Origin of the sequence: Streptomyces sp. JHA26 (genome assembly GCF_002005565.1) — a bacterium.
Taxonomy (GTDB): Bacteria; Actinomycetota; Actinomycetes; order Streptomycetales; family Streptomycetaceae; genus Streptomyces.
Map to the genome: position 1 here is coordinate 82,179 of NZ_BDJC01000008.1, position 19,015 is coordinate 101,193.

Below are 19,015 nucleotides of genomic sequence, written 5' to 3' on the forward strand. Positions count from 1 at the left end.
AGGGGGTGGCAGAGGGGGAGCGGCCCGTTCAGCGGACGCCGCCCGCCTGCGGTGGCACCGGCAGGCGGGTCGGCGGTACGTCGTGCGGTACGTTCAGGGCGTCCAGGCGGGCCCGGTGCCCCGCCAGCCGGGCGGTGAAGTCCCCTCGGCCCGACGTGCCGTCCCAGACCCGTTCGGCGAGGGCGCACAGCCGGGGGTAGAGGAGGTACTCGATGTGTTCGGGCGTCGACGCGAACTCCGTCCACAACTGGCCCTGGGCGCCCAGCAGTCGCGAGGCCACCTCCGGCTCGGGTGCCGGCGGCGTGAGGTCGACGTCGTACGCCGCGCGCAGGTCGACGATCACGCCGGGTTGCGCGGGCGGTTCGCCGGGCCCGGGGCCGCGCGCGTAGTCGAAGTAGGTGGCGCGGTGGTCGGCCTGTACGACCTGGTGGCCGCGCCGGGCCGCGGCGCGGGCGCCTCCGCGGTCCCGCCAGCTGATCACCGTGCACTCCGGGGGCAGTGGGACGCCGGTCTCGGCCCAGACCACCGGGCGTCGGCCCGCGCGCACCAGGTGCTCGGACATGCGGCCGATGAACCAGGGGTGCAGCGACCGCGGCCCCGGCAGTCCCTCGCGTGCGGCCCGGTCCCTGGCCGCCGGGCTGCGCTCCCACTCGGTGGTGGGGCACTCGTCGCCGCCGATGTGCACGTACGGCGAGTCGAAGACGTCCATCACCTCGTCCAGGACGGTGCGGAAGAAGTCCAGGACGTGGTCGCCGGTGCCGAGGACGTTCTCGCACACCCCCCACTCGGTCCACACGTCGAGCCTGCGGGCCGGGTCGGTGCCCAGCTCGGGGTAGGCGGCCAGGGCGGCGCGGACGTGCCCGGGCACCCCGGTCTCCGGCATCACCGTCACGCCGCGCTCGGCCGCGTAGGCGACCAGTCCCCGCAGTTCCTGTCCGGTGTACGCGCCGCCGTGCGGTACCCCGTCGAAGCGGTCGCTGCCGGCCGGGCCGACCATCGACTCCGTCCGTCGGCCACCGACCTCGGTGAGTCTCGGGTGGGCGGTCACCGGCATCCGCCAGCCCTGGTCGTCGGTGAGGTGGAGGTGGAAGACGTTCAGTTTGTGCAGGGCCATCAGGTCGATGTGGCGGCGCAGGTAGGACACCGGCTGGAAGTGCCGGGCCACGTCGAGGTGGGAGCCGCGCCAGGAGTGGCGGGGCACGTCGGTGATCTCCACGGCGGGCAGGTCCCACACCGTCCCGCGCACCGGCCGCCCGGACAGGGCCTCGTACGGCAGCAGTTGCCGTACCGTCTGCACACCGTGCAACAGTCCGGCGGGGCGGGCGGCGCGCAGCAGGACCCCCTGCGGGCTCACCGTCAGGCCGTACCCCTCGTCGCCCAGGCCGCTCAGGGCGGCGTCGAGGGCGAGGACGAAGGTGCCGTCGGGGGAGGTCTCCAGGGGCAGTCCGGTGGCCGGGGCGAGCAGGGCGCGCAGCAGGGCCGCGGCCGGTCCGGCCCCGGGGGTGACCCGCAGCCGGGTCGTGGCGTCGAGGCGGAAGCGGCCGGAGCGGGTGGACAGGCGGCGGGGGCGGGGGACGAGGGCCAGTTCGGGGCGTGGCACATCCACGGGGCGGCTCCGGTGGTCGGCGGTGCGCGGCGGGCGGGCGACGAGGGTGGCGGGTCGGGGCGGCGGGCGTACGCGGTCAGCCCTTGACGCCTCCCGAGGCCAGTCCGGCGGTCACGTGCCGTTGCAGGGCCAGGAAGACGACCAGCGCGGGCAGGGCGAAGAGGGTGGAGGCCGCCATCGTGGCCCCCCAGTCGGTGCCGAAGGTCGACTGGAACGAGGAGAGCCACACCGGCAGGGTGCGGTTGTCCTGCTGCTTGATGATGAGGAAGTTGGCGTAGGTGAACTCGTTCCAGGCCGTGATGAAGCCGAACAGCGAGGTCGCCATCAGACCGGGTGCCAGCAGCGGGAACGCGACCCTGCGGAAGGCGCCGGCCCGGGTGCAGCCGTCGACCTGCGCCGCCTCCTCGAGCTCCGGCGGGATGCCCGCGATGAAGCCGCGCAGCACCACCACCGTGAACGGCAGTGTGATCATGAAGTAGACCAGCGTCAGCGTCGGCAGCCGGTCGAGCATGCCGGTGTCGCGGGAGATGATGTAGATCGGGATGATCAGGGACTCCCAGGGCGCCATCTGCGCGATGAACACCGCCAGCATGAACTGCCGGCGTCCGCGCCAGCGCATGCGGGCCACCGCGTAGGCGGCGCCGAGGGCGACCACCAGGGCCAGCAGCACCGCGCTGAGGGTCACCAGGACGCTGTTGCGCCAGAACAGCGCGAAACCGTCCGCACCGACCGCCTTCCGGAAGTGGTCCAGCGTCCAGGTGCGGGGGAGGAGCCGCGGGTCGTACGACTGGATGTCCGTGGACGGCTTGAACGCGGTCGTGACCATCCAGTACACCGGGAACAGGCAGACGACGACGGTGAACGCGGCGGCCGTGTGGAGCGGGAGGCGGCGCAGTGCGCGGTGTCCGGGCCTGCGGCGCGCCGGGGGGTGCGGGACGCTCACAGCTGTTCACCCTCCTGACGGAAGAGCTGACGGAAGTAGAGGACGAGGACGCCGCTCATCAGCAGGAGCGTGAGCATCGAGGCGGCCGAGCCCAGGTCGTAGCGCTGGCCGGCCAGCGCGGTCTGCACGGCGTACACCGGCAGGATGGTGGTGGCCTCGCCCGGCCCGCCGCGGGTCATCACCCAGATCTGCACGAACGCCTTGAACGTCCAGATCACTTCGAGGGACAGGACGAGCATGAAGATCGGCCGGATCAGCGGGAAGGTGACGGAACGGAAGAGGCGGACGGCCCCCGCGCCGTCCATCCGCGCCGACTCGTACAGCTCGGCCGGTACCGTGACCAGCGCCGAGTACAGCGTGATCGCGGCGAACGGCACCGACTGCCAGACGATCAGGACCACCACGATGGCGAACGCGGCCGTGCCGTTCGCGAACCAGGGGTAACCCTCGTAGGAGTCGAGACCGAGCCGGGTGAGGGTCTCGTTGACGATGCCGAACTCCGAGTGGAACAACCACTGGAAGACGGTGGTGGCCGCGACCACGGGCACGGCCCACACCAGCACCAGCGAGCTGAGGACCACCGTCCTGGCCACCCTGCCCAGCCGCTCCGTCATGAGCGCGACCAGCGTGGACAGCACCATGATCGCGACCACGCAGACGGCCATGAACACGAAGGTGCGGCGCACCACTTCCCAGAACTGCGGATCGCCCAGCAGCGTCCGGTAGTTGCGCGGTCCGACGAACTCGGCGTCGCCGAGGATCAGCTGGCGCAGCCGGAAGTCCTGGAAGGAGATGAGCACGGCGCGGGCCAGCGGATAGAGCAGCAGGTAGAGCATGCCCAGCACCGCGGGTGCGATCAACAGGTACGGCCAGAACGCCGCCCGGTCCGCCCCGGCCCGCCGGCCGCCCGGGTGCTTCGCGGGCGGCCGGCCGGGGCGGTGGCCGGTCCTGCGCGGTGCGCTCCGCTCACGGACGGTCGACACGGCGCCTCCTGATCCTCGGTCCCGGTCCTCGGGATGTCGTTCTCGGGGTGTCGTCCTCGGGATGTCGTTCTCGTGCGGTCCGGGGTCGGTCAGGAGCCGCTGTTGAGGGTGTCGGTGATCGTCGCGGACGCCTTCGCCGCCTCGGCCGCGGCGTCCTTGCCGGTGAGGACGGCCGTCATGTACTCCTTGATCGGGTTCTTGGCCTCGATCGCCGCCCACTCGGGGGTGTTGGGCGTGGCGTGCCCGTTCGCGGCGCCCGCCGCCATCGCCGCGGTGCCCGGGTCGCCGGAGACGGCGCTCGCCAGCGTGGTCCTGTTCGGTACGTAGCTCATGGCGACCGCGAGCTTCTTCTGCCAGGCGTCCCCGGTCAGTTCCCGCAGGAAGGTGAAGGCCTCCTCCTGGTGCGCGGCGACGGCCGGGACGATCAGGTCGGAACCGCCGGTGAAGACGGCGCCCGGCTGGTCGGCGGTCTTGCCGGGGATCGGGAAGAAGCCCAGCTTCCCCTTCAGCGCGGGGTTCTTCTCCTCGATCACCTTCGCGCCGCCGGGGACGGCGATGATCTGCGCGATCTGCTCCTTCGCCATCACCTCCGCCTGCGGCGGCTGCGCCTCGTCCGAGTCCTTGGGGCCCTTGCCGAGGGACTGGAGGCGCCGGTAGAAGTCCATCGCCCGCAGGGCCTCGGGGCTGTCCAGGCCGCCCTTCCACGTCCCGCCCGACTCGACGGCCAGGTCGCCGCCCTCGTCCCAGACGAAGCCGGAGAGGACGTACCAGTTCTGACCCGGGAGGTAGATGCCCTGGGTCCCGTCCTTGTCGAGCTTGCGACCGGCCTCCAGCCACTGGTCCCGGGTCTTGATCCCGGCGGCGTCCACCCCGGCCTTCTCGAACAGGTCGGTGCGGTAGATGACGACCCGGTTGGCCGCGTAGTAGGGGATGCCGTACTGCTTGCCGTCGTAGCGGCCGGGTTCCGCGAGGCCCTTGATCCAGTCGTCGCCGCCGAGTTCGGCCACGCGGTCGGAGAGGTCGGTGAGGCCGCCGCTCTGGGCGTACTGGGCGACCTGGGTGTTGCCGACCTCGATGACGTCGGGGGCGTCGTTGCTGGCCAGGGCGGCGGTGACCTTCTCGCCGATGCCCTCCCACTCCTGGATCTGGATCTTGACGTCGATGTCGGGGTGGGCCTTCTCGAAGCCCGTCTCGAACTCCTGCTGGAAGCCGGCCGAGACGCTGTCGCGCATGAGCCACACGTCCAGGGCGGTCCTGCCGCCGCCGGCGTCGCCGGAGGATCCGCCGGACGACGAACAGCCGGCGAGGCCGGCGCCGAGCACCAGCGTGGAGAGCACGGCGAGCGAACGGTACTTCACGGTTCACCTCTGGGGGGGCTGGAGTCTGGGAGGGCTCGGGAGCCGTCGGAGCCGAGATCAGGCGGAGCCGGGTTCTGCCGGAGCCGGGTTCCGGCGAGCCTGCGGAAGCGGGGCGGGGGCGAGGGCGGAGCATCCGTACTTGACCAGTAGGGAGCGCGGTGCTTACCAGTGAGCGTTGGTCGAAGGTGGCATAGACCAATGGGGGCGTCAACCCCCTCTGCGTGAAACGACTTTGGCCGTCCTCGTCCGTCCCGGACGGCTGGATCACGGCGAGGTGGACAGGTAGGGTCGGTTGACCAGCAGACCAGTCAGGGAGTGCCGCATGGAGATCGACGCCGCCGCCTCCGGTGCGGTGCTCAAGCGCGAGCGCGTCCGCGACGCGATCCTGGAGCTGATCGAGGACCGGAGCCCGGGGGACGCGATCCCCTCGGAACGCGTCCTCTGCGCCCGACTGGGCGTGTCCCGCCCCACGTTGCGCGCGGCCGTGGACGAACTGGTCGTCGCCGGGCTCCTGGTGCGCGAGCACGGACGGGGCATGTTCGTCGCCGCCGAGAAGATCACCCAGGAACTCGTCTCCGACCGGAGGGCGTTCAGCCTCCCGCGGCCCGCGGGCGCCTGGACCAGCCGGCTCCTGGAGGTCCGCACCCTCCCCGCCGGCGCCCGGGTGGGCCGCAAACTGCGCATGTCACCGGCTGCGCCGATCCACTACGTGGCGCGGCTGCGGCTGGTCGACGGCTCACCGATGGCCATCGAGTACCTGCACGTCCCGGCCGGTCTCGTCTCCGACCTGACCAGTGAGGAACTGGAACAGGGCGACCTGTACGAGCACTTCGCCGAGCGGCACGACGTCCGGGTCAGCGAAGCCGTGCAGTCCATCGAGCCCACCGTGGTCACCCGCGCCGAGGCCGACCTGCTCGACGTGCCCGAACTCTCGCCGGCCCTGCTCTTCGAGCGCCTGACCAGTGACACGCAGGGCCGCCCCGTCGAGTACGTGCACTCCCTGTACCGCGGCGACCGCTACCGCATCGTCTCCCGGCTCACCCTGGGCGCGCGCGACCAGGCCCCGCCCCCGAGCGGCGGCCACCACCCGGGCATCCCGCCGGGCGACTTCACCACCGGTGACCCCGTCACGCTCTCGACGCGCGGGGTCGTCCAGGACGGCACCTGACGGCCCTCGGCGCGCGGACGTGCTCGGAACGGCCCGGCGCCGAGGGCGTGCCGCACGGGCCCCGTGCGAGCGGGAGCCGGCCGAACCGCCCGACGGGGGCTGCGCGGTCGGGATCGTCCGGTGGGGCGACTGCCGCACGGCCGCCGGCGTGCCCCTTTCCCGCCCCCCCGAACGCCCCGCCGGCACCGTCCCGGCCTCGCCTCCCCGTCGGCGACGGAGCCCTCGCCGGACCTCCGAGGACCTCTCGGGCGCGGGCCCGCGCCGCCCCCGCCCCTGCAGCCAACGAGGCGAGACGTTCCGTCTTGCCAAGTCGTGCGTCGTGGCGTACCGTCCTGTTCATGGGTTCCCTGTGAGATCACCGGCGCCGACCGCGTAGAGCAGTACTCCGCCGTCGCCGCGCCCCGCCGTGCAGCCGTCCACCCCGATCCGGCCCGGGCCGAAGCCCGCGCGGCCAGGAGGGATCCGATCTTGCACACCTCACAACTCACCCTGAGCCACGTCACCAAGCGCTACCCCGGCCGCTCCGTCCTGGACCAGGTCTCCCTCACGCTGAAACCGGGGGAGAAGGCCGGACTGATCGGTGACAACGGCGCCGGCAAGTCCACACTCCTCAGGCTCGTCGCAGGTCGGGAGCGCCCGGACAGCGGCGAGGTGACCGTGACCGCCGCCGGCGGCATCGGCTACCTGCCCCAGACCGTCCCCCTGCCCCCGACCGCCACCGTCCAGGACGCCGTCGACCTGGCCCTCGCGGACCTGCGCGCCCTGGAGGCCGAGCTGCGCCGGGCCGAGCAGGCGCTCGGTGACGGTCGGGACCCGGCCGCGCTCGCCGCGTACGGCCTGCTCCTCGGACGCTACGAGGCGCGGGGCGGCTACGACGCCGACCGCCGGGTGGACACCGCGCTGCACCACCTCGGCCTGCCGGCTCTCCGTCGTGAGCGCCGGCTCGGCACCCTCTCCGGCGGCGAGCGCTCCCGTCTCGCCCTGGCCGGCGTCCTCGCCGGCCGCCCCGAACTGCTCCTCCTGGACGAGCCGACCAACGACCTGGACGACCAGGCCGTGGAATGGCTGGAGACGCAGCTGCGGGCGCACCACGGCACGGTGCTCGCGGTCACCCACGACCGGGTCTTCCTGGAGCGCCTGACCACCACGGTCCTGGAGGCCGAGGGGGGAAAGGTCACCCGCTACGGGGACGGCTACACCGGCTACCGTACGGCGAAGGCGGCGGAGCGCCGCCGCCGGCTCCAGGAGCACGAGGCGTGGCGGTCCGAACTGGCGCGCAACGAGCGGCTGGCCGCCGGCCACGCCGCCCGCCTCGGCACCATCCCCCGCAAGGCACCGCTGGCCAACTTCGGTCACGGCGGCTTCCGGGCCCGCGGCCGGGCGCACGGCGCGATGGCCCGCATCCGCAACGCCCGCGAACGGGTCGAGCGGCTGACCGCGAGCCCGGTGGCACCGCCGCCGGACCCGCTGGCCTTCACGGCGCACCCGGCGACGACGGGCGCCGTCGCGGGAAGGGGCACCGGAACCGCCTCCGCGGAGCTTCCCGCCGCCCGGCTGTCGGACGTACGGGTGGGAAACCGTCTGCGCCTGCGCTCCCTCACCCTCGGCCGCAGCGGCAGGCTTCTCGTCACCGGCCCCAACGGAGCCGGCAAGACGACGCTGCTGAAGCTGCTCGCCGGTGAGCTGCGACCGGACGAGGGCTCGGTGCGGGTGCCCGGCCGGGTGGGACACCTGCGCCAGGACGAGACGCCGTGGCCGCCGGACCTGACGGTGGCCGAGGCGTTCGGGCTGGGCCGCGTGGGCTCCGCCGACGAGCACGCCGATGCCCTGCTCGCCCTCGGCCTCTTCCGCCCCGCGGAACTTCGGCTGAGCATGGGCGAGTTGTCGTACGGTCAGCGCCGCCGCGTGGATCTGGCCCGACTGGTCTCGGACCCCGCCGACCTCCTGCTCCTCGACGAGCCGACGAACCACCTGTCACCGGCGCTGGTCGAGGAACTGGAGGAGGCCTTGACCGGCTACCCGGGGGCGATCGTGCTGGTCACCCACGACCGTGCGCTGCGGGCGCGGTTCCGGGGCGAGCATGTGGAACTGCCGGAGACCGCGGCCCGGGCGGAGTGACGCGGATGCACGCCGGGGCGTGCCGTCGCCGATCCCGGGCCGGCCGGTGGGGCCGGTCTCGGACCGGCCCCTTCCGGAGTGCCGGCCGCCCTGTGTCACGTACCACCCGATGGGACGCGCCCCGGCGGGGAACTGTGTCGGGTATGACGACGCAGCTCGGACTTCCCGACGACATCCAGGCCTGCCTCTTCGACCTCGACGGGGTCGTCACCCGGACGGCGGTGGTGCACGCCGCCGCCTGGAAGGAGACGTTCGACGCCTTCCTGCGCGAGCGCGACGGCGCGGACTTCCACCCGTTCACCGACTCCGACTACGACGAGTACGTCGACGGCCGCCCCCGCGCCGACGGAGTGCGCACCTTCCTCGCCTCGCGCGGCATCGAACTCCCCGAGGGCTCCGCCGACGACCCGCCGGACGCGCAGACGGTCAACGGGGTCGGCAACCGCAAGAACGAGCTGGTCCTGGAGAAGATCCGCACCGAGGGCGTCGAGGCGTACGACGGCACGCTGCGCTACATCGACGCCGTCCGCTCGGCCGGGCTCGCCACCGCGATCGTCTCCTCCAGCGCCAACACCATCGACGTCCTGCGCTCCATCGACGCCGAGCACCTGTTCGACGTGCGGATCGACGGCGTGGTGGCGCGCGAGCGGAAACTCCCGGGCAAACCACGCCCCGACACCTTCCTGGCCGCCGCCCGCGACCTCGGCGTCGAGCCGTCCCGCGCCGCCGTCTTCGAGGACGCCCTGGCCGGCATGGACGCCGGCCGCTCCGGCCACTTCGGCTACGTCGTCGGCGTCGACCGCGTCGGCCAGACCGACGCCCTGTACGCCCACGGCGCCGACCGCGTCGTCAAGGACCTCGCCGAGCTGGGGGGCCACGCGTGATCACCAACCGGGCCTACACGGTCGAGCCCTGGTCGGTGCGCGAGACCGAGCTCAACCTCGACCTCCTCGCCCAGAGCGAGTCCGTCTTCGCCCTGTCCAACGGGCACGTCGGCTGGCGCGGCAACCTCGACGAGGGAGAACCGCACGGCCTGCCCGGCAGCTACCTCAACGGCGTGTACGAGCTGCACCCGCTGCCCTACGCCGAGGCCGGCTACGGCTACCCCGAGTCCGGGCAGACCGTCATCAACGTCACCAACGGCAAGCTGCTGCGCCTGCTGGTCGACGACGAGCCCTTCGACCTGCGCTACGGACGGCTCGTCACCCACGAACGCACCCTGGACCTGCGGCGCGGGGTGCTGGAGCGGCGCTGCGAGTGGACCTCGCCGGCCGGCTCGACCATCCGGGTCCGCTCCACCCGGCTGGTCTCCCTCACCCAGCGGGCCATCGCCGCCGTCGAGTACGAGGTGGAACCCGTCGACAGCCGGACCCGGGTGGTCATCCAGTCCGAACTCGTCACCAACGAGAGCCTGCCCGACCCGGACGGCGACCCGCGCACGGCCAAGGCGCTGAAGTCCCCGCTCGAACCGGAGGAAGACTTCGCGCTCGGCCCCCGGCTCCGCCTGGTCCACCGCACCCGGCGCAGCGGCCTGAGGGTCGCCGTGGCCGCCGACCACGTCGTCGACGGCCCCGAGCAGACCACCACCAGCAGCGAGAGCAACGTGGACGTGGCCCGCCTGACCATCACCTCCGTCCTGGAACCGGGGCAGCGGCTGCGCGTGCGGAAGACGGTCGCCCACGGCTGGTCCAGTGCCCGCTCCCGGCCCGCGATGAGCGACCAGGTCGAGGCGGCGCTGGCCGCCGCCGCCCAGAGCGGCTGGGACGGACTGGTGGCCGAACAGCAGTCCTACCTCGACGACTTCTGGGCCCGGGCGGACGTCGAGGTGCACGGCGACGAGGAGATCCAGCAGGCCGTCCGCTTCGCCCTGTTCCACGTGCTGCAGGCCGGCGCACGCGCCGAACAGCGGGCGATCCCGGCCAAGGGACTGACCGGTTCCGGATACGACGGACACGCCTTCTGGGACACCGAGATGTTCGTCCTGCCCGTGCTGACCTACACCGAGCCCAGGGCCGTCGCCGAGGCGCTGCGCTGGCGCCAGGACACCCTGCCCGCCGCCCGGGACCGCGCCGCCCAGCTGGGGCTGCGCGGGGCGGCGTTCCCCTGGCGGACCATCGACGGTTCGGAGGGCTCCGCGTACTGGCCGGCCGGCACGGCCGCCTTCCACGTGGGCGCCGACATCGCGCACGCGGTGGTGCGGTACGTGGCGGCGACCGGCGACACCGACTTCGAACGGGAGACGGGCCTGGAGCTGCTGGTGGAGACCGCCCGGCTGTGGCGGTCCCTCGGCCACCACGACCACCACGGCGTCTTCCACATCGACGGCGTCACCGGCCCCGACGAGTACAGCGCCGTCGCCGACGACAACGTGTACACCAACCTCATGGCGCGCTCGAACCTCCTCACCGCCGCCGACGCCTGCGAACGCCACCCCGACCGGGCGTCCCGGCTCGGCGTCGACGAGGAGGAGAGCGCCGCCTGGCGGGACGCCGCGGAGGCCGTGCACATTCCGTACAACGAGGAACTGCGCGTGCACGAGCAGGACGCCGGCTTCACCCGCCACCAGCGCTGGGACTTCGCCAGCACCGCCGCGGACCAGTACCCGCTGATGCTGCACTTCCCCTACTTCGACATCTACCGCAAACAGGTCGTCAAGCAGGCCGACCTGGTCCTCGCGATGTACACCTGCGGCAACTGGTTCGACGCGCACTGCGACGAGGACCAGATCGCCCGCAACTTCGCCTACTACGAGCCGCTGACCGTGCGGGACTCGTCCCTCTCGGCGTGCTGCCAGGCCGTCGTCGCCGCCCAGACGGGACACCTGCGCCTGGCCTACGACTACGCGGCCGAGGCCGCCCTGATGGACCTGGCGGACCTGGAGCACAACACCCGCGACGGGCTGCACATCGCCTCCCTGGCCGGGACGTGGATGGCGCTGGTCGCCGGCTTCGGCGGCACCCGCCGCGACGGCGACAGCCTCCGGTTCTCGCCCCGGCTGCCCGAGAAGTTCAGTCGGCTCGCCTTCCGGCTCCAGTTCCGCGGCCGGTGCGTGAGCGTGGAGATCGAGGCCGACAAGGTGACGTACAGGCTGCTGAACGGCGCACCGCTGACGATCCACCACCACGGGAGCCCGGTGCTCATGAACGGGAACGGCCCCGTCACCCGCGCCGTCCCCGCCCCCGAGCGGCGCCCGACCCCCGAGCAGCCTCCGCACCGCCGTCCGAACGCCCGCTGACCGGGCCGGACGCGCGCGGCGCAACGGCCCCGGCCCGACCGGCCGCGTCCCGTCCCTCCTGGACCCCGTGCCGCGTCGGTGACCCGGAGATCCGTGTCGCCCCTCCGGGTTAAAGATCGCGAATCGGGAAACGCGAACCGGACACCGACACGACCGAGCCGACGTGGCGCGCGAAGGAGGCAGTGATGGGCACGGACCCGATGGCCGACGACGTCTACCAGCCCACCGGAACCAACGAGGAGCAGGAGGACGCGGCGCCCCTCGACCTCCAGGACGCCGTCGACGAGCGGGACTACGACGAGACGCTCGACGAGGGCTACTCCCCGCCGGAGAAGCCCCTGGGCGTGACCAAGCACGGCACCACGGCCGCCGAGCAGCACGACGGCGAGACCCTGGACGAACGGCTGTCCCAGGAGGTGCCCGACGTCTCCGCGCCCGACGGGGACGGTGTGGGCGACGAGCCCGGCGGCGAGGGCGAACCGGTCGACCCCGAGGCGGGCACGGAGCGCTCCGGCCGCCTGGTCGCCCCCGACGAGGGGGTGCGCACCGACACGACCAAGGAGACGGTCGCCGAGGACGTGGGCATCGACGCGGGAGCCGCCGGTGCCGAGGAGGCCGCCGTGCACGTCGTGGAGGACGGGACGGCGCTGCCGGACGGCGAGGAGCGGTAGCGGGCGAACCGCCGTGAGGGGACCACCCGGCCCTGTGGCCGGGTGGTCCCCTCACGGCGGTTCGGTCAGGGCAGCAGTTTGTCGAGGGCGGCGGGGCCCTCCTCGGCCAGCTTGTTCCTGGCCCATTCGAGGTTCTTCGGGGTGAGGTCCCGGCCGGCCGCGAGAACGATGTCCTCGGGGGACACCTCGGTGCCGGTGCGGGCGTGGAGCCGGTCGTCCGGAGTGGTGCGGTCCTCGTTCCCGAGGACTTCGGACGACCGGGAGGCATCGGGCTCTGATGTGGACATGTGACTGCTCCTCGGTCCGGATCGCTGCTTCGGTGCCGGTGCCCTGCTGGTGCTCTGGCTATCGGTCCCGACTATCCCGATAACACCATTCAATGCCGCGGCGGCCCCCGCATCCGGAGGGCGGATCCGACGTGCCGCATCCGGCGACGCGGCGTCTAATGGGGGCGTATCGGACGATCCGCCCGGCAGAAGAGGGCAGGTGCATGACAGACAGCCGTACCGGCGCCGAGGGACGGGGGACCGCGGACGGAGCGGGCGGGGCGGTCAGGGCGGGCGGTCTGCGCCGGTGCGGCGAGTGGTGCGCCCGGCACGGCGTCATCGTCGTCGTCGCGTGGCTCGTCGCCCTGGCGGCCCTCCAGCTCGCGAACCGCTCCTTCGGCGGGGACTACTCGGACGACTTCACCCTGCCCTCGTCCCAGTCGCAGCGGGGAATGGACGTCCTGAGCCGCCACGACCCCGCGGCCGCCGGCTCCAGCGCCCAGATCGTCGTGCACGACACCGACGAGCCGCTCGTCCCGCTCGGGTCGCAGATGTCCGCCACCGTGACCGCCCTGCAGAAACTCCCGCACGTCCGGTCCGTGCAGAACCCGCTCACCGCCGCCCCCGCCTCCGGCTCGTCGTCCGGACCGAACGTGGGCCCCCTGTCCTCGGACGGCCGCACCGCCTACCTCACGCTCCGCCTCGACACCTCGCCCTCCCGGCTCGGTGACGGCTACCTGCACGGAGTGGACGACTCCGTGCGGCCGCTGCGCGCGGCCGGCGCCCAGGTCGAGTACGGGGGAGCGCTCGGGGAACTGGCACGCCCCACCACCGACGACAGGGTGAGCGAGCTGATCGGCTTCGGCGTCGCCGTCGTCGTCCTGCTGGCCGGCTTCGGCAGCGTCCTCGCCGCCGTCGCCCCGCTGGTGACCGCGCTGATCGCGGTGATCGGCGGCCTGGCCTGCCTCGGCCTGCTCGCCGCGGCGTTCACCTTCGCCACCGTGTCACCGACCCTCGCCACCATGATCGGCCTGGGGGTCGGCATCGACTACGCGCTGTTCCTGATCACCCGACACCGGCAGGACCTCATGGACGGCGCCGACCCGGTGCGGGCGGCCGGACACGCCATGGCCACCAGCGGCCGCGCCGTCCTCGTCTCCGGCTGCACGGTGATCGTCGCACTGCTGGGTCTGTACGCGTCCGGGGTGTCCTTCATCGGCAAGCTCGGAGTGGCGGCCGCGGTCACCGTCGTCTCGGCCGTCCTCGGCGCGCTGACGCTGGTGCCCGCCCTGCTGGGCCTCGTCGGCCGGCACGTCGACCGGCTGCGGGTGCGCCGTCCCGTCGCCGAGACCGACGCGGAGCGGGGGAGCGAACCCCACGGCACCTGGCACCGCTACGCGCGGCGCGTCGAGCGACGGCCCTGGTACTTCCTGGCCGCCGGTGTGACGGCCGTCGTCGTCCTGGCCCTCCCCGTCTTCTCCCTCCGGCTCGGCCACATCGGGGACGGCGCCGACCCCGTCTCCTTCACCGACCGGCGGGCGTACGACCTGATGACCGACGCCTTCGGGCCCGGTTCCAACGGCCCGCTGACCGTCGTCGTCGACCAGAGCGGAGTACCCGGGACCCAGCGCTCGGACCTCGCCTCCCGGGTCACCAGAGGCCTCGACGACGCGCCGGACACGGCCGTGGTCACACCCGTGACACCGACCCAGGACGGCGACGTGCTGCTCGCCACGGTCTACCCCGCGCAGTCCCCGCAGGACGCCGCCACCTCCGACCTCGTCGACCGCCTGATCGACAGCACCCTGCCGGACGCCGTCGCCGGCACGGACGCGAAGGGCTACGTCACCGGCGCCACCGCCGCCCAGGTCGACTTCCGCGACATCGTCGCGAGCCGGCTGCCGCTGATCATCGGCGTCGTGGTCGCCCTGGCGTTCCTGATCATCCTGGCCGTCTTCCGCGGCCTGCTGGTCGCCGTCAAGGCCGCCGTCCTGAACGTGCTGTCGATCGCCGCCTCCTACGGCGTCGTCGTCGCCGTCTTCCAGTGGGGCTGGGGCGGGCCCGCGCTCGGCGTGTCCGGCACGGTGCCCATCGAGAGCTACGTCCCGATGATGATGTTCGCGATCGTCTTCGGGCTGAGCATGGACTACGAGATCTTCCTGCTCTCCCGGGTGCACGAGGCCTGGCTGCGCACGGGGGACGCGAAGGGGGCGGTGGCCCACGCCCTGGAGATCACCGCGCGGGTCATCACCTGCGCGGCGCTGATCATGGTGAGCGTCTTCGCCGCGTTCGTCGTCAGCGACAACATCGTGGTCAAGATGCTCGGCCTCGGCCTGGCCGTCAGCGTGCTCATCGACGCCACCGTCGTCCGCCTGCTCCTCGTACCGGCCGTGATGACCCTGCTGGGCCGTCACGCCTGGTGGACACCCCGGTGGCTCGACCGGATCCTGCCGCACATCGACGTCGAGGGGGAGCACGAGCGGGATCTCAGCGCGCGGGCGGGGACGAAGGGGTGAGGACGAGCATCGTGACGTCGTCGTCCACGTCCGGGCAGTAACCCGCCAGGTCCGCCCACACACGCGCGGCCAGCGCGGAGGGTTCCCCGGCGGCGAACGCCGCCAGCCGGTCGGCCAGCGGATAGAACGCACCGCTGCCGTCCCGGGCCTCGACCACACCGTCGGACGCGAGGAAGAGCCGGTCGCCCGGGCGCAGCGACACCGTGCTCGGCTCGATCGAGCCGGCGTCCGCCAGGCCGAGCCCGAGCGGCGTCCACGGCGAGACCTCCAGCTCCGTGGCCCTCGTGCCGCGCAGCAGGAGCGGCGGCGGATTGCCGCAGACGACGACGCGCACCTCCCGGGCGTCGGCGGAGAACTCCAGCAGCGCGGCCGTGGCGAACAGCTCCGCCTGCCGCGCCTGCGCCGAGTCCACCAGCAGCCTGCGGTCGAGCCGGGCGGCCACCGACACCAGGTCGGGCTGGTCCAGCACCGCCTCCCGGAACGCCCCCAGCAACGAGGCGACCGTCGCGACCGCCGCCAGGCCGTGCCCCTGCACGTCGCCCATCACGGCCCGTACGCCGAAGGGACCGTCCCGCACGTCGAAGAAGTCGCCCCCGACCAGCGTCCCGCGCTGCGCCGCCCGGTAGAGCCCCGCGCAGCGCACCGCCCCGACCCGCTCGGGCAGCGGGGGCACGACGGCGCGCTGCGCGGCCTCGGCGACCGTGCGCGCCAGGTCCAACTGGGCGTCGCGGCGGCTGCGCACGTAGGACACGAAGACGCTGAGCACGCAGACGAAGACGACGGTCAGCAGATCGGTGCCGCCCGGCCGGTCGAGCCGGAGGGCCGGGACGTTCAGCAGGGCGATGACCACGCCGCCCAGCGCGGCGGTCGCCGGCGGACTGTACGACAGCACGGCCAGCGGCGGGATCGCGCCCAGCAGGAACCCGATGTCGAGCGGGCCGGGGCTGAGGAGCGTCGCCGCGCAGACCGCCACGACCAGGGCGAACGGCAGCGCCCGCACCCAGCGGGGCGGCGGCGCCCCGTGCAGCCAGCCGCGCCGGTCCTCGTCCCGGCGCGACGGCACGGCGGACACCTTTCGCACACCACCACGCTCCTACGGTGCGCTTCCCGGCGCACGCCGGGAAGCGCACCGCCCGGCCCGATCCGGACGACGGGTCTCAGAACGCGGTGAGCGTCAGCCGGATCCCGGTGGGTGCGGTGTCCTGCACGTAGGAGGCGAAGTCGGCCACGTCGTCGAAGGCGAAGCCGTAGGCCTTGCCGTCCTCCGTGGCCGCGTGCACCGCCTTGGCGTAGTGGTTGGTCAGCGCGGTCCGGTAGAACGACGCGGGGTCGGTCGTCGGCTGGGCGGCCGAGGACAGCAGGGTGGTGCGGTTGAAACCGGCGCCGAGGACCGCGGCGACGGGGCCGGTCGTGCCGTCGTTGGGCGCGGCGAGGGCGCCGTCGCAGAACAGCACGTCCCGGGTGGACGGCTTGGCGAAGGACACCTGGGCGGGCCCGTCGAAGGTCAGCCGGTCACCGCGGACCCGGCCCGTGAAGGTGCCCGCGTTGGTGGTGACGGTGAGGTCCTTGCCGGTGTAGGTGCTCCACACCTCGTCGATGTACGGGGCGAGGTAGTCCTTCGGGAACAGACCGGCGTCCAGCGCGTGCCCGGGGGCGATCACGCGCCGGTCGTCCACGGCCAGCGGGGCGAACTCCTCGACCTGCCGGACGGCGGCGAAGACCGCCGCCCGTCCGCCGGGGCGCACGGTGCCCGTCGTCTGGTCCTTCGCCCCGGTCAGCCGGATGGCGAGCGGCACGCTGAACATGTCGACCATGGTGGTGTTGCAGAACATCCCGGCCGCGTTGTAGGTGAACTCGGCGCAGTCGTGCAGCACCCCGTAGTTGGGGTCGGAGGCGACCCAGCCCGCCGGGTACTGCAGCGCGGGGTTGCCGGCGCCGTCCGTGACCACCTTGAACTTCAGCTTCGCGCCGAGCGACACGTAGATCCGGCCGGAGAGGTAGGGCAGTGACAGCGTTGTCGCACCGCTGCCGGCCAGGCTGATCGCGTAGTCGGTGTAGCCGTCGGCCCCGTTGTCCGACAGGACCACGGGCGCGACGGTGCCGTCCGGGGTGACGCGCACCTGGCGGCCGTCCCGGTTGCCGACGATGTAGACGTGCACATCGGCGTTGCCGAAGGATCCGGTGTCGTTGACGATGGTCAGCGGCAGGGCGCCGGCGGCCCGGGGTGCGGCCGTGCCGCTGTCCGTGTCGGCGAGGGCGTGGGGAGCCACGGCGGCGACGGCGGGTGCGGCCACGGCCATGCCGCCGAGGGCGACGAGCAGCTTGCGGCGGCCGAGGGAGCGCTGGTGACGGGGAGTCATGTGGGGGGTCTCCTGTGTGATCGGAACATGACAGTCTGAGGGCGGTCCTTCGAGAGCGCTCTCAGACGGTGGCCCGATGGTACGCAGAACGAATGCCCCGGCCAACCGTCTCGACGGGCCCCAACGGCGTCGTCCCAGGCGGGACTTGGGCGGCGGGAGGGGCGGCCCGGAACCCTTAACCGGCGTTTAAGGCCCGCTTAATCCGAGCGCGGAGAGTGACGGCGGCCGGCCCTGCGCGGCGTCCGCCCCGCCGGCCGGGCACCGGACGACGGCGTCGGCGCCCCCTTCACGGAGGGCGTGCCGGCGGACACGGTGCCCCGCACCCCGGGGGCCCTTGTGCCGGGTGGCGGCGGACGGCGGCGGCGAGGTCACGGGGCGAGCCCTGCCGTGCCGCACACCGACCGGCGACCCGACGCGTTGACCCTGACACCGGCGGCAGGGTTGCACGATGACCGGCATGGACATCAGCACGTCAGGAAGCAGCAGGATCGTCGTCGTCACCGGGGCCGGTACGGGCATCGGCCGGGCGACCGCCCGTGCCTTCGCCGCCGAGGGGGCCCACGTCGTCGCCGTCGGACGGCGCGTCGGACCACTCGCGGAGACGGCGGCCGGGTACGAGCGGATCACCCCGCTGCCCGCCGACATCACCGCCGACGGGGAGCCCGAACGCATCGTCCGGGCCGTGACGGAGGCGCACGGCCGACTGGACGTGCTGGTCAACAACGCCGCCGTCGTGCACAGCGGCGCCCTCGGCTCGCTGAGCCCGGAGCTGATCTCGGCCCAGCTCGGGACGAACCTCGTCGCCCCCGTCCTGCTGGCCCAGGCCGCGCTGCCGTCCCTGGAGGCCTCCGGCGGCGTGATCGTCAACGTCAGCACCTCGGTGGGGCAGCGGGCCTGGCCGGGCAGCTCGGTCTATGCCGCCACCAAGACCGCCCTCGAACTGCTGACGCGCAGTTGGGCCGTCGAGCTGGCCCCGCGCGGCATCCGGGTGGTGGCGGTCGCCCCCGGCGCGATCGACACCCCCATCGGCGAGCACCAGGGCCTGACGCCGGAGCGCAGGGCCGCGGTGCGCGAGTGGCAGCTGGCGCACACCCCGCTGGGACGGATCGGCCGGCCCGAGGAGGTGGCCTGGGCGATCACCCGGCTCGCCGAACCGGCCGCGTCCTTCGTCACCGGGGTCGTGCTTCCCGTCGACGGCGGGGCGGTCGTGGCGTGATAGGCATGGTCCGGGAGGTGCGACCGGTGCGGATAGGTGAACTGGCCAGGGCGGCGGGGACGACCGTTCGGGCGCTGCGGCACTACGAGGAGGCCGGGCTGATCTCCTCCGAACGGGCCCACAACGGCTACCGCGTCTACGACGAGGGGGCGGTGGTGCGGGTCCGCAACATCCGCCGCCTGCTGGCCGTCGGACTCACCCTGGACGACGTCCGCGTGTTCCTGCCGTGCCTGGACGGCGACGTGACCGCGGGCCCGCCCTCGGACAAGGGCCTGCGGGTGGCACGGGAACGGCTGGCGGTCCTCGAGGAACGCATCGCCGCCCAGACCGAGGTCCGCGACCGGCTGGCGGCCGCGCTCCGGGAGCGGACGGGCCTGATGCGGGTCTGAAATTTTGGCTCTGTCCGCAGTTCTGTGAATTGCCAGGCCGACGAGGGGAACGAGGGATCGTTTCGGCAGAGTGTTTTCTGCCATGGCGAGCAAGACGGTCGAGGCCGTGCTGTTTCCTGGGATCAACGTGCGAGTGGAGCGCGTCAGTGACTCCTCCGACGTCCTTATGTGCTCCCGTCGGCTGAT

Annotated in this window: 15 protein-coding genes; 8 read left to right on the forward strand and 7 right to left on the reverse strand. The window is 73.1% G+C overall.

The genetic code is table 11. The annotated features are described in order from the left end of the window. Positions 1-28: 28 nt before the first annotated feature. The 4 genes from JHAT_RS07345 to JHAT_RS07360 all read right to left on the reverse strand — a co-directional run bounded on the left by JHAT_RS07345 (position 29) and on the right by JHAT_RS07360 (position 4,890). Positions 29-1,606 carry a beta-N-acetylhexosaminidase gene (locus JHAT_RS07345; protein WP_077797219.1) on the reverse strand — a complete coding sequence of 526 codons (1,578 nt, stop codon included), beginning with the start codon at positions 1,604-1,606 and terminating at the stop codon, positions 29-31. Positions 1,607-1,682: 76 nt separating this feature from the next. After that, positions 1,683-2,549 (reverse strand): carbohydrate ABC transporter permease, encoded by an 867-nt coding sequence (locus JHAT_RS07350; protein ID WP_077797220.1) that lies wholly within the window; start codon positions 2,547-2,549, stop codon positions 1,683-1,685. Beyond that, entirely contained in the window at positions 2,546-3,532 is a 987-nt protein-coding gene (locus JHAT_RS07355; protein ID WP_171990787.1) for a carbohydrate ABC transporter permease, read from the reverse strand. The genes JHAT_RS07350 and JHAT_RS07355 overlap by 4 nt, the downstream gene beginning before the upstream one ends. An 89-nt stretch (positions 3,533-3,621) precedes the next feature. Then, positions 3,622-4,890, reverse strand: coding sequence for an extracellular solute-binding protein (locus JHAT_RS07360; protein ID WP_077797221.1), 1,269 nt, complete (start codon positions 4,888-4,890; stop codon positions 3,622-3,624). A gap of 322 nt (positions 4,891-5,212) precedes the next feature. Here JHAT_RS07360 and JHAT_RS07365 point away from each other — a divergent pair, with 322 nt between their 5' ends. The 5 genes from JHAT_RS07365 (at position 5,213) to JHAT_RS07385 (ending at position 12,082) form a co-directional block, all read left to right on the forward strand. After that, the gene (locus tag JHAT_RS07365; RefSeq protein WP_077797222.1) at positions 5,213-6,058 is read left to right on the forward strand and encodes a GntR family transcriptional regulator; all 846 of its coding nucleotides are present in this window, start codon (positions 5,213-5,215) and stop codon (positions 6,056-6,058) included. Positions 6,059-6,526: 468 nt separating this feature from the next. Beyond that, complete coding sequence (locus JHAT_RS07370) at positions 6,527-8,176, forward strand: TlrC/CarA/OleB/SrmB family ABC-F type ribosomal protection protein (RefSeq protein ID WP_077797223.1); 1,650 nt, start codon at positions 6,527-6,529, stop codon at positions 8,174-8,176. 143 nt (positions 8,177-8,319) lie between these two features. Beyond that, complete coding sequence (locus tag JHAT_RS07375; RefSeq protein ID WP_077797224.1) at positions 8,320-9,060, forward strand: beta-phosphoglucomutase family hydrolase; 741 nt, start codon at positions 8,320-8,322, stop codon at positions 9,058-9,060. Then, positions 9,057-11,411: a glycoside hydrolase family 65 protein gene (locus JHAT_RS07380; RefSeq protein ID WP_077797225.1), complete on the forward strand. Its 2,355-nt coding sequence runs from the start codon at positions 9,057-9,059 to the stop codon at positions 11,409-11,411. Before JHAT_RS07375 ends, JHAT_RS07380 begins: the two co-directional genes overlap by 4 nt. Before the next feature lie 185 nt (positions 11,412-11,596). Next, on the forward strand, positions 11,597-12,082 hold the full coding sequence (locus JHAT_RS07385; RefSeq protein WP_077797226.1) for a DUF5709 domain-containing protein: 486 nt from the start codon (positions 11,597-11,599) through the stop codon (positions 12,080-12,082). Positions 12,083-12,147: 65 nt separating this feature from the next. Here JHAT_RS07385 and JHAT_RS07390 read toward each other — a convergent pair whose 3' ends face one another. Beyond that, positions 12,148-12,369 carry a hypothetical protein gene (locus tag JHAT_RS07390; RefSeq protein WP_077797227.1) on the reverse strand — a complete coding sequence of 74 codons (222 nt, stop codon included), beginning with the start codon at positions 12,367-12,369 and terminating at the stop codon, positions 12,148-12,150. Between the two features lie 203 nt (positions 12,370-12,572). On the opposite strand from JHAT_RS07390, the gene JHAT_RS07395 reads away from it, so the two are divergent. Further along, positions 12,573-14,864: an MMPL family transporter gene (locus JHAT_RS07395; RefSeq protein ID WP_077797228.1), complete on the forward strand. Its 2,292-nt coding sequence runs from the start codon at positions 12,573-12,575 to the stop codon at positions 14,862-14,864. Here JHAT_RS07395 and JHAT_RS07400 read toward each other — a convergent pair. Next, positions 14,836-15,945 (reverse strand): PP2C family protein-serine/threonine phosphatase, encoded by a 1,110-nt coding sequence (locus JHAT_RS07400; RefSeq protein ID WP_077797229.1) that lies wholly within the window; start codon positions 15,943-15,945, stop codon positions 14,836-14,838. The genes JHAT_RS07395 and JHAT_RS07400 overlap by 29 nt on opposite strands. Before the next feature lie 76 nt (positions 15,946-16,021). Beyond that, positions 16,022-17,224 carry a glycoside hydrolase family 64 protein gene (locus JHAT_RS07405; protein ID WP_077797230.1) on the reverse strand — a complete coding sequence of 401 codons (1,203 nt, stop codon included), beginning with the start codon at positions 17,222-17,224 and terminating at the stop codon, positions 16,022-16,024. A gap of 457 nt (positions 17,225-17,681) precedes the next feature. Between JHAT_RS07405 and JHAT_RS07410 the strand changes: the two genes are divergently transcribed. Together JHAT_RS07410 and JHAT_RS07415 are read left to right on the forward strand one after the other, a co-directional pair. Beyond that, positions 17,682-18,440, forward strand: a complete 759-nt coding sequence (locus JHAT_RS07410; RefSeq protein WP_375603552.1) for an SDR family NAD(P)-dependent oxidoreductase — start codon at positions 17,682-17,684, stop codon at positions 18,438-18,440. Between the two features lie 26 nt (positions 18,441-18,466). Next, positions 18,467-18,829, forward strand: coding sequence for a MerR family transcriptional regulator (locus JHAT_RS07415; protein ID WP_077797288.1), 363 nt, complete (start codon positions 18,467-18,469; stop codon positions 18,827-18,829). The last annotated feature ends 186 nt before the right edge of the window (positions 18,830-19,015 follow it).

Excerpts from the sequence above, each read along its gene's own strand:
- JHAT_RS07365 (WP_077797222.1), top strand. The coding sequence starts at position 5,213 with ATGGAGATCGACGCCGCCGCCTCCGGTGCGGTGCTCAAGCGCGAGCGC.
- JHAT_RS07375 (WP_077797224.1), top strand. The coding sequence starts at position 8,320 with ATGACGACGCAGCTCGGACTTCCCGACGACATCCAGGCCTGCCTCTTC.
- JHAT_RS07385 (WP_077797226.1), top strand. The coding sequence starts at position 11,597 with ATGGGCACGGACCCGATGGCCGACGACGTCTACCAGCCCACCGGAACC.
- JHAT_RS07390 (WP_077797227.1), bottom strand. The coding sequence starts at position 12,369 with ATGTCCACATCAGAGCCCGATGCCTCCCGGTCGTCCGAAGTCCTCGGG.
- JHAT_RS07395 (WP_077797228.1), top strand. The coding sequence starts at position 12,573 with ATGACAGACAGCCGTACCGGCGCCGAGGGACGGGGGACCGCGGACGGA.
- JHAT_RS07405 (WP_077797230.1), bottom strand. The coding sequence starts at position 17,224 with ATGACTCCCCGTCACCAGCGCTCCCTCGGCCGCCGCAAGCTGCTCGTC.
- JHAT_RS07410 (WP_375603552.1), top strand. The coding sequence starts at position 17,682 with ATGGACATCAGCACGTCAGGAAGCAGCAGGATCGTCGTCGTCACCGGG.